This is a genomic window from Methylophilus medardicus, assembly GCF_006363955.1.
Lineage (GTDB): Bacteria > Pseudomonadota > Gammaproteobacteria > Burkholderiales > Methylophilaceae > Methylophilus > Methylophilus medardensis.
Genome location: NZ_CP040948.1, coordinates 2389439 through 2402686, shown reverse-complemented (window position 1 = coordinate 2402686; position 13248 = coordinate 2389439). Strand labels below are relative to the sequence as shown.

General features: G+C 50.8%; 12 protein-coding genes. 8 read left to right on the top strand and 4 right to left on the bottom strand.

Annotated features, from left to right (window positions below):
* Nucleotides 1-21 precede the first annotated feature (21 nt).
* Nucleotides 22-513 (bottom strand): cyclic pyranopterin monophosphate synthase MoaC, encoded by a 492-nt coding sequence (moaC, locus tag FIT99_RS11440; RefSeq protein ID WP_140004396.1) that lies wholly within the window; start codon nt 511-513, stop codon nt 22-24.
* Between the two features lie 112 nt (nt 514-625).
* Here moaC and FIT99_RS11435 point away from each other — a divergent pair, with 112 nt between their 5' ends.
* The 4 genes from FIT99_RS11435 (at nt 626) to ahpF (ending at nt 5465) form a co-directional block, all read left to right on the top strand.
* The gene (locus tag FIT99_RS11435) at nt 626-2194 is read left to right on the top strand and encodes a beta-barrel assembly-enhancing protease (RefSeq protein WP_140004395.1); all 1569 of its coding nucleotides are present in this window, start codon (nt 626-628) and stop codon (nt 2192-2194) included.
* A gap of 11 nt (nt 2195-2205) precedes the next feature.
* Nucleotides 2206-3021 (top strand): thiosulfate oxidation carrier complex protein SoxZ, encoded by an 816-nt coding sequence (gene soxZ / locus FIT99_RS11430; RefSeq protein ID WP_140004394.1) that lies wholly within the window; start codon nt 2206-2208, stop codon nt 3019-3021.
* A gap of 141 nt (nt 3022-3162) precedes the next feature.
* A complete protein-coding gene (gene ahpC, locus FIT99_RS11425; protein ID WP_019883695.1) occupies nt 3163-3726 on the top strand; it encodes an alkyl hydroperoxide reductase subunit C in 564 nt (187 codons plus the stop codon).
* 176 nt (nt 3727-3902) lie between these two features.
* Nucleotides 3903-5465: an alkyl hydroperoxide reductase subunit F gene (ahpF, locus tag FIT99_RS11420; protein ID WP_140004393.1), complete on the top strand. Its 1563-nt coding sequence runs from the start codon at nt 3903-3905 to the stop codon at nt 5463-5465.
* Nucleotides 5466-5534: 69 nt separating this feature from the next.
* Here the strand turns inward: ahpF and FIT99_RS11415 are convergent, their stop codons facing one another.
* Nucleotides 5535-7169, bottom strand: a complete 1635-nt coding sequence (locus tag FIT99_RS11415) for an NAD(P)/FAD-dependent oxidoreductase (protein ID WP_140004392.1) — start codon at nt 7167-7169, stop codon at nt 5535-5537.
* 205 nt (nt 7170-7374) lie between these two features.
* Between FIT99_RS11415 and FIT99_RS11410 the strand changes: the two genes are divergently transcribed.
* Nucleotides 7375-8457, top strand: a complete 1083-nt coding sequence (locus tag FIT99_RS11410; RefSeq protein ID WP_223261209.1) for a diguanylate cyclase domain-containing protein — start codon at nt 7375-7377, stop codon at nt 8455-8457.
* A gap of 1 nt (nt 8458) precedes the next feature.
* Here FIT99_RS11410 and FIT99_RS11405 read toward each other — a convergent pair whose 3' ends face one another.
* Nucleotides 8459-9058, bottom strand: a complete 600-nt coding sequence (locus tag FIT99_RS11405; RefSeq protein WP_140004391.1) for an HdaA/DnaA family protein — start codon at nt 9056-9058, stop codon at nt 8459-8461.
* A gap of 26 nt (nt 9059-9084) precedes the next feature.
* On the bottom strand, nt 9085-10215 hold the full coding sequence (locus FIT99_RS11400) for an AI-2E family transporter (RefSeq protein WP_140004759.1): 1131 nt from the start codon (nt 10213-10215) through the stop codon (nt 9085-9087).
* A gap of 155 nt (nt 10216-10370) precedes the next feature.
* Between FIT99_RS11400 and purM the strand changes: the two genes are divergently transcribed.
* The 3 genes from purM to FIT99_RS11385 are packed head-to-tail and all read left to right on the top strand — an operon-like array spanning nt 10371 to nt 13234.
* Nucleotides 10371-11438 carry a phosphoribosylformylglycinamidine cyclo-ligase gene (purM, locus tag FIT99_RS11395; protein WP_189524752.1) on the top strand — a complete coding sequence of 356 codons (1068 nt, stop codon included), beginning with the start codon at nt 10371-10373 and terminating at the stop codon, nt 11436-11438.
* A gap of 25 nt (nt 11439-11463) precedes the next feature.
* Nucleotides 11464-12138, top strand: coding sequence for a DUF3108 domain-containing protein (locus tag FIT99_RS11390; protein ID WP_140004389.1), 675 nt, complete (start codon nt 11464-11466; stop codon nt 12136-12138).
* A gap of 28 nt (nt 12139-12166) precedes the next feature.
* Nucleotides 12167-13234 (top strand): DUF3108 domain-containing protein, encoded by a 1068-nt coding sequence (locus FIT99_RS11385; RefSeq protein ID WP_140004388.1) that lies wholly within the window; start codon nt 12167-12169, stop codon nt 13232-13234.
* Nucleotides 13235-13248 lie beyond the last annotated feature (14 nt).

Below are 13248 nucleotides of genomic sequence, written 5' to 3'. Positions count from 1 at the left end.
TTGAATAGTGTCTTCTGCTCGCTAATCGCTGGCAACCCAATCGCCGCTCTTGCCACCGTGTTTCTCCAGTAATCTGATGGCCGACATGGTCATGCCTCTGTCAATGGCTTTGCACATGTCATAAATGGTCAGTAGGCCAACCTGCACCGCGGTCAATGCTTCCATTTCGACGCCGGTTTGGCCGGTCGTTTCGCACTGCACGCGGCAGGTAATGCTGTGTTGATGCTCGTCCGCCATAAAACTGACATCAACACGGCTTAAGCTCAGTGGATGGCAAAGCGGAATTAAATCGCTGGTTTTTTTGCTGGCCTGAATGGCTGCAATGCGCGCAATCCCTAACACATCCCCCTTTTTTGCATGGCCTTGCAAGATGGTTTGCAAGGTGCTGGCTTGCATCTCGATACGGCCTTGCGCGACGGCGATGCGTTTGGTGTGCGGTTTGTCACCGACATCAACCATATGGGCGTGGCCTTGTGCATTGAAATGGGTCAGTCCGTCAGTGGGTTTTGTCATGGTGTGCCAACGTGAAAAAGGATGAACTCAAGCGATGAAGTCGTTATCATAACAAGTTTGAGTCGTGGTGACAGGCTCAGCATACGCACCCACATTTTAAACACAGGTATTCATGGTTTTAAAACACGCTCAACTTACTAGCCGTCAGACAACACAGCGCATCGTGCGAAGTGTGTTGCTGTGTGGCTTATTGTTGGCGCCTGCATTGACAGGCCTGGCGAATAACGCCACTGGCGTGTTTTCTGGCAAACCTTACGAGCCAGATAGTCTCGACCTGACGTTACCGCCAGACTCTTCGAATCAACTGCCTGAGCTGGGAGACGCTTCTCAAACCGTCTTGTCACTGCGTGATGAAGAAAAAATTGCACATCAGATTCTTAAACAGGTGGCCACCAGTGAAGAGGTGCTCGATGATGCGGAAGTCACAGATTATTTGCAGGCCTTGGGGACTAAGCTAGGAGAAAGCAGTCCTGATCGGCAACAAAAGTTTTATTTTTTTGTAGTGCAAGATAAGTCCATCAACGCATTTGCGATGCCAGGTGGTGTGATTGGCGTACACACGGGCTTATTTATGGCGGCCAATAATGAGTCCGAGTTGGCCAGTGTGTTGGGCCATGAAATCGGACATGTGACGCAACATCATCTTGCGCGCATGCTGGCCTCCCAAAAGTACGATATGTTTAAAAATATCGCAGCCACCGCGTTGGCGTTGTTGATTGCCCGCTCTAACCCGCAAGTGGGCATGGGGGCGATGACTGCCGCTTCTGCCGCTGGGGTGCAAAAACAACTTGATTACACCCGTGAACACGAGCGCGAGGCAGACCGCGTCGGTCTGACGATTTTGCAAGATGCCGGCTTTGACGTGCGTGCCATGCCTGCCTTTTTCACCACCATGCAGCGGGTGACGCGTTTTTCGGATGGCGGCAACATGCCAAGTTATTTGCGCACACACCCGTTGACCAGTGAGCGGATTGCCGACATTGGCAATCGGGTACAAAACCTGCCTTATAAGCAGATCAATGACAGCCTGCCTTTTTTTCTGATGCGGGCGAAAATTCGTGCTTTTCAAGGCGCCCCCCAGCAAATGGTGGAGGAGTTTCAAAATAATATTAATGAAGGTCGGTTTCAAAACGAGTTGGCCGAGCATTATGGGTTGGCTTATGCCTGGTTGCGCGCCAATCAGGCCAGAAATGCGCAAACAGAGGTCGATTGGCTGGTGCAACATGGCATGGCCAATCCTTACCTGATCACTTTAAAAGCGGTCACATTGGCCAAGCTCGGTCAGGTGCCACAGGCACAAGCGCAGTTTGTGCAGGGCTTGCAGCAGTACCCGAAACATAGAATGCTGGCGCAGGGGCAAGCTGAATCATTGGTGCGTAGTCAGCAGTGGCCACAGGCGGTGACCTTTATCCAGCAGCAGCTTGAAACATTTGCCGAAGATCCCAAACTCTATGATTGGCTGGCATCGGCTTGTCAAGGGATGGGTAAACAGATGTTGCGCCATCAGGCCTTGGGCGAAAGTTATGTGCGCAAGTATGACCTGCCGCGGGCGATTGAGCAGTTTGAAATTGCCAGCAAAGCCAAAGATGGTGATTTTTATCTGCAATCCAGAGTAGAAGCGCGTTTGAAAACACTTAGGCAGCAACTCAAGCTTGAGCAAGGTGACGATAAAAACGGTTGAAAAGAGGCGATATGCAAGACAGTCAACGAAGAGCATGGTTAAAAGGGTGTCTCGCATTAGCAGCGTTGCCATTGGGGCTGTTGGCGCGAAAAGTGGAGGCGGCTACTTGGTTTGCGCAAGCGTTTGAGGCCAAACAAACCTCACAGGTGCTGGCTGCGCTACATGCCACAGCGGTGCCGATGGCCAATGATTTGCAGATTGAAGCACCGCAAAAAGCGGAAAACGGTGCGGTGGTGCAAATTGAAATTAACAGTCAGCAAGCCGCGGGTGCGCTTAGCCATCTTCGCTTATTGGCAGATGCCAATCCGACCCCGTTGATTGCCACTTTTGCCCTTGGTGATCGCGTGTTGCCCAAACTGGTGACGCGCATCAAGCTGGCGCAGTCGGGCGAGGTGATTGTGCTCTCGCAACAAGTGAACGGGCAGTTTCAACAGCAGCGCCGCCAGGTCATTGTCCTTGAAGATGGTTGTGGCGGCGATGATCGCGATGAACCCTTTGCTAGTAGCATGAAAATGCGCGCGCGCTTGCTTGTGGAGAGTCCGCTGGGCAACAACGTCACTGAACTAAAAATCATAATTCTGCATCCCATGCGTACAGGCCGCGGCAAGCGCGAGGATGGCCAACTGTTGCCCGCACATTTTATGCAGATAATGCAGGTGGTGTTGAACGGTCAAGTCATCGTGGATGCGCAAACTGGCACCGGCATCTCACGCAACCCCTACTTCACTTTTTATTTAAAAGAGGTCAAGGCCGGTGATGTGATTGCAGTAAACTGGCAGGATAATCTTGGCTTTGAGGGCCATGGCCAAGTCAGTGTCTCGGTGTAAACCAATAAGTATTATTTATTGATAAAATTAATATAATCAATTTTACATATCCATTGTAGCTGTCTACAATGCATCCATTCGCTGTTGAAACGCAGCAATTTTTAATTAACCCGTGTTTCTAATACATAAAAGGAGAACTACATGTCATTGATTAATACACAAGTACAACCATTTAAGGCGCAAGCATTTCACAACGGTAAATTTATCGAAGTGACTGAAGAGTCTTTAAAAGGCAAATGGTCTGTGTTGATTTTTATGCCAGCAGCGTTCACATTCAACTGCCCAACAGAAGTTGAAGATGCCGCTGACAACTATGCAGAGTTCCAGAAGGCTGGTGCTGAAGTGTACATCGTGACCACCGATACGCACTTCTCCCACAAAGTTTGGCACGAGACTTCACCAGCAGTGGGTAAAGCAAAATTCCCATTGGTGGGTGACCCAACCCATCAATTAACACGCGCATTTGACGTACATATTGATGAAGAAGGCTTGGCATTGCGCGGCACTTTCGTGATCAACGCGGATGGCGTGATCAAAACAGCTGAAGTACACAGCAACGAAATCGCGCGTGATGTGAAAGAGACTTTGCGCAAGTTGAAAGCTGCACAATACACTGCTGCCCATCCAGGCCAAGTGTGCCCAGCCAAATGGAATGACGGTGCTGCGACATTGACACCTTCTTTGGACTTGGTTGGTAAGATCTAATTCTGCCTGCACTGACTTGAGTACTGCCCTGCGCAAGCAGGGCGCTCAGGTAAAGTCACTTAAGGGTGGTTTTACCTGAGCGAATTTCCCCCAAACCCGTATTAAATGCCATTAAACATGGCCATGGCTTGTTGCCGCCCTCAGGCGCAGACAAGTTGTAAATTGGAGAGTAAAAAATGTTAGACGCACCTCTAAAGACACAATTGCAAACCTACCTAGGCATGCTGCGTGAGCCTATTCGTCTGATTGCATCGCTGGATGGCAGTGACAATGCGGCAAAAATGCGTGAGCTTCTGCAAGAAATTGCCAGTTTGTCTGACAAAGTGAGCGTGGACGAAACTGGCAATGATGCGCGTAAACCCTCGTTTGTGATTGCAAAAGCCGGCCAGACGCACGGTGTACGCTTTGCCGCGATTCCCTTAGGCCATGAGTTCACCTCATTGGTATTGGCTTTGTTATGGACGGGTGGTCACCCACCCAAGGTTGAGCAGGATGTGCTCGACCAAATCAAAGCGCTCGACACGGATTTAAATTTTGAAGTGTATATGAGCTTGTCTTGCCATAACTGCCCGGATGTCGTCCAAGCGACCACGTTGATGACCGTCTTTAACCCACGCATCAACACCACTGTGATTGATGGTGGCCTGTATCAAGACGAGGTGAATACACGCAACATCATGGCCGTGCCCGCGACCTTTCTCAATGGCGAGATGTTTGCTTCTGGTCGTATGCTGGTGGAAGAAATTCTGGCCAAAGTCGATACCGGGGCCGTGGTTAAAGAAGCCGAAAAACTGAATGCCAAAGAGGCGTTTGATGTGTTGGTAGTGGGCGGCGGCCCGGCGGGTGCATCTGCCGCGATTTACGCCGCGCGCAAAGGGATTCGTACGGGCATTGTTGCCGATCGTTTTGGTGGTCAGGTCAATGACACTTTAGCGATTGAGAACTTTATTTCGGTGAAGGAAACAGAAGGGCCCAAACTGGTTGCTGCGCTTGAAGAGCACGTAAAAACGTATGATGTCGACATCATGCCCTTGCAGCGTGCGGTTAGTTTGAGCGAGCCGCAGAAGGATAACAAGCATGCTGGTCTGATCGAAGTGAAGCTCGAAAATGGCGCGACCTTGCGTAGCAAGTCAGTGATTCTGGCCACAGGGGCTCGCTGGAGAAACCTGAATGTTCCTGGCGAAATAGAATACAAAAACAAAGGCGTCGCTTACTGCCCGCACTGCGATGGTCCGTTATTTAAAGGTAAGCATGTCGCGGTGATTGGGGGAGGCAACTCTGGCGTAGAGGCCGCGATTGACTTAGCGGGTGTGGTGGGCCACGTCACGCTGCTGCAATTTGACACTGAGTTAAAGGCCGATGCCGTGTTGCAACGCAAATTGCGTTCACTGCAAAACGTCACTATTTTAACCAGTGCGCAAACCACTGAAGTGACTGGCGATGGCACGCGCGTCAATGGCCTGACATACCTTGATCGGGTCAGTGGTGACAGCAAGCATCTGCCACTCGAAGGGGTGTTTATTCAGATTGGTCTGGTACCAAACAGTGACTGGTTAAAAGGCACCTTAGATTTAAGCAAGTATGGTGAAATTGAAATTAACAACCATAATGCCACTTCATTGCCTGGTGTATTTGCGGCTGGCGATGTCACCACCATCCCTTACAAGCAAATTGTGATTGCCATGGGGGAAGGTTCTAACGCGGCATTGGGTGCGTTTGACTACCTCATTCGCCAATAACCCATCACTTTTTAACGCCATCAAAAAAACCTGCCTCGGCAGGTTTTTTTGCATGGATGACGGTTGGATTTATACGCCGCTTAGCGATATAGACACCGCTTCTGCCACTTTGATGCCATCCACCGCAGCAGACAAAATGCCACCGGCATAACCGGCGCCCTCACCGCAGGGGAACAAGCCCTTGGTGTTGATACTTTGCAGGCTATCATCATCGCGTTTAATGCGGATGGGGCTAGAGGTGCGGGTCTCAACCCCGGTGAGTACGCCGTCTGCCAAATCGAACCCTACTACCTGTTTGGCAAACGCAGGAATCGCTTCGCGCATCGCGCTAATGGCGAATTCGGGCAGTGCGGTGTCTAAGTTGGTCAAATGCACGCCTGGCGTATAAGACGGCATGACTTCGCCAAATTTGGTTGAGGGTCGGTTGGCTAAAAAATCCCCAATCAATTGGCCGGGGGCGGAATAGTCTGCACCGCCCAGAACAAACGCATGGCTTTCGAGTTGGCGCTGAAATGCAACGCCTGCCAATGGGTGGTCCGGGTAATCGACCTCAGGCGTAATGCCCACCACAATGCCTGCATTGGCGTTGCGTTCGTTGCGGCTATATTGGCTCATGCCATTGGTCACTACCCGATTCGGCTCAGAGGCGGCAGCGACCACCGTGCCGCCCGGGCACATACAAAAGCTGTAGACGCTGCGTCCGTTTTGCGCATGATGTACCAAACGGTAATCCGCTGCACCCAGTTTTTTCAGAATATCATCGCTATAACTTTTGCCGTAGCGGGCACGATCAATCAGGCTTTGCGGATGCTCGATCCGAAAGCCAATTGAAAATGGTTTCGCTTCGACATAAATGCCTTTGTCATAGACCATTTCAAAGGTGTCGCGCGCGCTGTGGCCTACCGCCAACACCAGATGCTGGGTCGGGATATATTCCCCACTGAGCAGGGTGACGCCTTCTACTTGTTGGTTTTTGATCGCAATATCGGTCACGCGACTTTCGAAGCGGATTTCGCCACCAAGACTCAAGATGGTATTGCGCATGTCTTCCACCACGCCGACCAATCTGAAGGTGCCAATATGCGGATGGCTGACGTAAAGGATTTCTTCGGGCGCCCCAGCCTTGACGAACTCTTGCAGCACTTTGCGGCTGTAATGTTTGGTGTCTTTAATTTGGCTGTAAAGCTTGCCGTCAGAAAAAGTCCCTGCGCCGCCTTCTCCAAACTGCACATTGGATTCTGGATTCAGTTCACGTTTGCGCCACAAGCCCCACGTGTCTTGGGTGCGTTTACGCACCTCTTTGCCGCGTTCGAGCACAATCGGCTTAAATCCAGCTTGCGCCAGAATTAAGGCCGCGAAAATGCCTGCTGGACCAAAGCCGACCACGATGGGCCGAAGCGGTTTTGTGTTTGTGGCTTTGGTGACAAATTTGTAGGCTGTGTCAGGGGCGGGTTTGATGTGAGGGTCTTTTTTAAAGCGCACTAATACCCGGGCTTCATGGTTGACCTCAACATCGAGATTGTAGACATACAAAATGGCGTGGGATTTACGGGCGTCGACCCCCCGTTTAAAAATCTCGAAGCGGATCAGGTCGCTCTCAGGGATGTCGAGGCGCTTTAGCAGTGCCGCTTTGATTTGATCATCTTGATGCTTGAGGGTATCCGCCAATTCGATTGGCAGCTTAATTTCAGTGATTCTTAACATAATGGTGGATAGTGGTTATCTATCAAAAGTGTATTTTATAATATTCAGACTAGCCGTATCATAGATTTTATTGGGGTTTGATTGAATCTATACAAAAAAATGACGATATACCTATCGTATGGTTAATTACAAGCGCCGAATCATTATCCCGTTAATCATTGCAGCTGCACTGTTGTGCATCTCAATGTTATGGCTGTTTACAGCCATGTATCAGCTTGTCTATTACTCTGAGCAAAAAGACCTCGTGGACAGACAACGCTATGACATCGTGGCTTTGGGGAAAGCCATTACCAACGCAGAGAGTGGTCAGCGTGGCTATTTGCTGACTGGTCACACCTTATTTTTAGACACTTTGGAACGCGGGCGCTCTGAGACCAGCACGGTGATGGCCAAGCTGGATGCGCAAGCCCAGAGCTTAACGTTGTTGCGGCCTGGTTTGCAGCGTATCAGGCAATTGGTCCATCAAAAGTTTGACATACTGGATCAGAACATTCAGGTGCAACTGCATGCGGGTGAGTTTTCGCCACATTTATCTCTGAGCAAAGATAAAGGGCGTGAGGTGATGAAACTGATTGACGACGAGTTACTGGATCTCGATCGTAAGCTGGCGCATTTACGCGAAAATTTCGAGCATGAAATTCGCAAACGCATGTTGGCCTCTGTGGTCGGCGGTGTCTTGTTAGGGGTGGTGATTATTGGCGTCTTGCTTTTCTCTTATCGCAGCACCACACTCTTGCTGGAGCAGGTGCTTGAAACGCAAGCGGTTGCAAAACAAGCCAGTCATCAAGCAGACCACGATTTATTGACCGGCTTGCCGAACCGGCGCAGTGTCGGCGTGCATCTGGACAACACCTATCAGCTGGCCAGACATACCTCCAAGCAATTTGCGATTCTTTTTATGGATCTCGACGGTTTCAAGCTGATCAATGACAAGTATGGCCATGAAGTCGGCGATGCCTTGTTGATAGAGGTCGCCAATCGCTTTAAAAAGGTGCTCAGACAATCCGACTTTTTGGCGCGACAAGGCGGGGACGAGTTCATTTTGGTGGTCAGCAACTATCTTTATCGGCAGGAGCTAACACAGTTGGCGCAACGCCTGATCCAGTTATTTTCTGAGCCTGTGATGGTGCTGGGGCTACCGCTCGAAATTGGGGTCAGTATTGGCATTGCCGAGTATCCACATCATGCTAAACAGGTGAAACAGCTGTTGCATGTGGCTGATAAGGCCATGTATGACTCGAAGAAAAGTGGCAAAAACCGTTACAGTTTTGGGTCAGAAACGCGCTAATTCAAGCAGTATCTTGCAGCATTTTTTTTAATGATTGCACGGTCACCGCTTTTTTGGTGCTCAGTGACCATTCATCTAGGGCTTCCATCACGGCCATTAAAGTCGGTAAATCTCGGCGAAGATGGCGCAAACAGTAAGCAATCACCTCGTCGGGTAATTTCATGCCGCGTTCACGCGCATGTGCCCGCAACGCATCGGCTTTTTCATCATCGCTAAGCGCTTGCAGTTGATACACCAAGCCCCAAGCAAGGCGGGTGGCTAAATCATCGCGCAAGCCCATTTGCGTAGGCGCATGACTGCCTGCGGTGACCAGCACGCCACCCTCTGCTTTGATCTGATTGAAAGTGTCAAACAAGACAATTTGTGACTCGGCATCCAGCAAGTGGACGTCGTCTGCAATGTGCGCCCCTGCGCTTTGGGCGGCTAACAATAAGTGACTTTTGGCGCTACCGGATTCGCCCCATAAGTAAACAAAGCGGGTAGTTGCTTGCCCCGCCAATACTGCATGCAGGCTGGCGAGCGCCTCATGGTTTTGACCAACAATGAAGTTATCAAAACTCGGCGCGGCCGGCGGTTGAATATTGAGCAACAGTTGTTTCACAGCAAGCTTTTCGGGTATCTGGCAGATCAATCGTCCAGGGTTTGTATGAGTTGCGGTTGGCTGCTCAAATAAGCTTCGCTACGCAAATAACTTTGTTTGGTATGGCGCACCCCCACAGCAATGGCTGCACTCACTGGCAACGCAAGCAACACGCCGGCAAATCCGAATAGTTGCCCGCCCGCCATCAACGCGAGAATCACAATCACAGGGTGTAGGCCGATGCGGTCGCCCACCAAGATCGGTGTCAGTACAAAACTCTCTACTAATTGCCCCACCCCAAATACCAGCAGCACTGGCACGACCTCGGGCAATGAGGCAAATTGCAACAAAGCCAACACGACCGCCAATACGAACGCAAGGGCAAAACCAAGATAGGGAACAAAGCTGAGTAAGCCAGCTATCAAGCCGATTGACAGTGCCATGTCTAACCCGGCCAGCCATAAGCTGACGCTGTAAAACACGCACAAAGCCAGCATCACGGATAGCTGGCCGCGTAAAAATTCAGCCACGACTCGATCAATCTCAACACACATGGCACGTACACGGCCAATCCAGTCGCGGGGGATCAGTTCGCCGATGTCAGCCATCATGTGATCCCAATCCCGTAAAAAGTAAAACAGCACCACTGGTAATAAGCAGATATTGGCAAAGATACCGATCAGGCTCAGGCTTTTTTGTCCGGCGCTCAGCAGAAAATTGCCCAGCATGCCGCCTGCCGTTTGCCAGTGCTCGTTGATGAGTTTTTGCACATTGGTATGGTTGATGTCGAGGTGAATGCCAAAACGTTCCACTAGCCATGGTTCGACTTGCTGATGAAAGTGATCCAACAGCAGCGGGAGGCGCTGTGCAATTAACTGCGACTGCTGTTGCAGCAAAGGGATGATGATGAGCAACATGCCAGTGATGGCCAGTATGACACCCAATATGACCAGCAATGTGGCAAGCGTGCGGCCGATTTGCCAGCCTTTAAAGCCGGTTTCACTCAGGCGGTCCACCAACGGGTCCAGCATGTAGGCGATCACTGCCGCTGCCAAAAACGGCGTCAGAATGGGCTCTAACAAATGAAATAAGTAGAGGAGGGCCGCCGTGACAATCCACCAGCGATGATCACTGATGAACTGCGTGGCAACGGATTTCTGATGTTCCTGATCGGACATGGGCATGGACGACGTATCTGCATAATCCGGCATAGGTCGAACTGGCAAGATGCGTTAAAATAATGATTATTTTAAAATTATACTGAATTTCAACGCGCTGGCGCGCTTTGTTGCAAACATCTGCATCGCTGACAGCCGTTGACCTGATTAATTGCATGAAAAGAAACGAGAGTCCCTTGACAACTTCTGCTGATAAAACTTCCCTTACCTACCGCGATGCTGGTGTCGATATGGAGGCTGGTGACGCCTTGGTTGAGCAAATCAAACCTTTTGCTAAGCGCACCATGCGCCCTGAAGTGATGGGGGGCATTGGTGGTTTTGGCTCACTGTTTGCCATGCCAAAAAAATTCAAAGAACCAGTGTTGGTGTCCGGTACCGATGGTGTGGGAACCAAGCTAAAGTTAGCTTTTCAGTTAAATAAACACGATACCGTGGGCATTGATCTGGTGGCCATGAGCGTCAATGACATTTTGGTACAAGGCGCTGAGCCGCTGTTCTTTTTGGACTATTTTGCTTGCGGCAAACTTGAAGTGGGTACGGCGGCGGCAGTGATCAAAGGGATTGCGCTCGGGTGCGAAGAATCTGGCTGTGCCTTGGTAGGGGGGGAAACCGCCGAAATGCCAGGTATGTATCCAGCGGGCGAATATGACCTTGCCGGCTTTGCCGTGGGTTGTGTGGATAAAGCGAATATTATTGACGGCTCAACCATCCAAGCCGGCGATGTGGTGCTCGGCTTGGCTTCGAGTGGTGCGCACTCCAATGGATACTCTCTGATTCGTAAACTGATTGAAAAATCTGGTATCGATATGGAATCCGATTTTCATGGTAAACCATTTAAAGACGTGGTGATGGCACCAACCAAGTTGTATGTTAAATCGATTCTCAAGTTACTTGAAACCTTGCCAGTCAAAGGCATGGCGCACATTACTGGTGGTGGCATTACCGAGAACGTGCCGCGGGTATTGCCGGCTGGGATGACCGCTGAGGTGCAAGCCGCTAGCTGGACACTGCCGCCTTTGTTTCAGTGGTTGCAGGCACAAGGCAATATTGAGCCGCTGGAGATGTACCGCACATTTAACTGCGGCATCGGTATGGCAGTGATCGTAGCCGCTGAGCATGCTGAGCAAGCACACGCTGTGTTGGCGGGCGCCGGCGAGACGGTTTATCGGATTGGACACATTCGCGCGCAACAGCCAGGCGAAGCACCAACCGTGGTGGTATAAATTGTCTGGCTTGATAGGTGCGGGCATGGCACGTGCGTTTGTGGCCATCGGGTTGATGCTGGGCAGCGCAATGCTGTCTGCCGCACCCAAGCAACTGACATTGACCTATGATTTGCTGCAACAAGGCATTTCTATCGGCACTGTCAAAGATGAACTCACCGTGAGCGGCAACCGTTATCAGATCGCTTCGCTGGTGGAGGGTAAGGGGATTTATAAGTTGATGGGTGAGCGCACACTCTCCAGTCAGGGGCAGGTATTTTCAAATGCGCTGCGGCCCAGTCAATTTGAATCCCGGCAGTCCAAACACCCGGATAAGGCCTTGATCAGTCAATTTGATTGGGCAAAAAAAGTACTCAACATGCAAATTAAAGGGTCGCAGGCATCCGACAAGCTGAGCAAAGGTGCGCAAGATTTATTGAGTGTGATGTATTGCTGGATGTGGCAACCGCCGAAAGCCAAACAGATCAATATTGCTGTGGCGAATGGGAAGAAAATTGCGCCTCATAGCTTTGTGGTGACTGAAGAAAGCGACCCGCTCGAGACCACGGCAGGGACATTTCGTGTGGTGAAGCTGAGCGATGCGGATGGTGAAAAAACCTTGTATCTGGCGAAAGATAAAGGTTACTTACCAGTGAAACTGGTGATTGATGATGATGGAAAACACCTGGAGCAGGTGATCACTAGTATCACCGGGCAGTAACGGGTTATCAAGCTTGGGACAGCACCTGATGCAACCATCTGGGATGCGACACTGGATTCAACAGCATATCTCTTGGCCATTGCTGCTGGCCTTGGTTTGCTCATTAAGCATTCACCTGTTGGTCATTGAGCAAATAGATTGGCGTCGCTGGTTTGAAGATACCCAGCGCCCCCCCGCCGAGTTGCAAGCCCGTTTAATGCCCGTGTTACCTGCGGTGTTGCCCAAACCCGCGCAACCTCAGGATGATTCTCCGCGTGTGCCGAAAGCGAAGCCTGCGCAAACTGCGCCCGCCAATGCACAACCCGTGCCGGCCCCAACTGCGCCAGTCGAACCCTTGCCAGTGGTGGATGAACCGTCTATCACGCAGGAGGCGCCGGCTGAAACCCGTCTGGCGGATATACAGGCTTGGCATGAAATGGTGCCTCCCGAGGTGGTGAATGACGAGCCGCAAGCGCAACCTTATCAACGCGTCAGTACGGAGTTTTCCGTGTTTGTGAATGGCGAACAACGCCCCGCAGGTAGCGCCAAGATTGAGTATGTGCGCGATACGCCTGACACTTATCGTTTACGTTGGCAGGTTGAAGGGCGCGGTCTGTTAAAATTGTTATATCCTTCGCTCGAGCAGCTGAGTGAGGGGGAAGTGACGCCGCGTGGGTTAAAGCCACAACATTACCGTTACGCGTTTGGCAGTCGCTCCGACAAGATCTACGAGGCGAGCTTTGACTGGGAAACCAACATCATTAGCTTGAAAACCAGCAAAGGTGAGCAGCGGTTGGATCTGCGGGTCAATACACAAGACATTCTGAGTTTCATGTATCAGTTTATGTTTGTGCCGCCGCTAGAGGAGATGCACGTCACGCTCACCAATGGCCGCCGCCTAGGCGAATATGAATATCGCTTTGATGGCGAAGAGTCTCTGGTGATTGCTGACCAGACGATTCAAACGGTCCACATCAGCCATACCCGTGGTGACACGGATGAAAAAGTAGAACTGTGGCTGGCCAGCGAGTATCGCTATGTGCCGGTCAAAATCAAAAAACTGGAGAAAAACGGCATGGTGATTGAGCAAGTCGCCACGCGGTTGATCACCGAATAATGTAAGTATTTGAA